Source organism: Bradyrhizobium sp. Kon37 (assembly GCF_055807535.1).
Genome location: NZ_JBVVOY010000370.1, coordinates 1 through 211 on the forward strand (window position 1 = coordinate 1; position 211 = coordinate 211).

Sequence of the window (211 nt, forward strand, 5' to 3'; positions counted from 1 at the left end):
CATCTTACCGCTATCACAACCGCCCAGACCGATTTCGCGAAGTCGTCGTTCGAGGCCAGCAAGGCCTATTTCGAAAAGCTTGCAGCCGAGAAGTCGCCCGACAGGTTCACGGAATTGACAGCCGAATACGCCAAATCCGCACAAGAAATGTTCTTCGCCGAAGCGACCAAGATCGGCGAGCTTTACAGGACCTTTGCGCAGGAAGCCTTCA

The 211-nt window shown here is 54.5% G+C and carries 1 protein-coding gene; it reads left to right on the plus strand.

The window, feature by feature from the left end; genetic code table 11:
* Positions 1-211: phasin family protein (locus AC0L3J_RS38505; protein ID WP_473350636.1), on the plus strand; the 211-nt coding region annotated here is incomplete at both ends.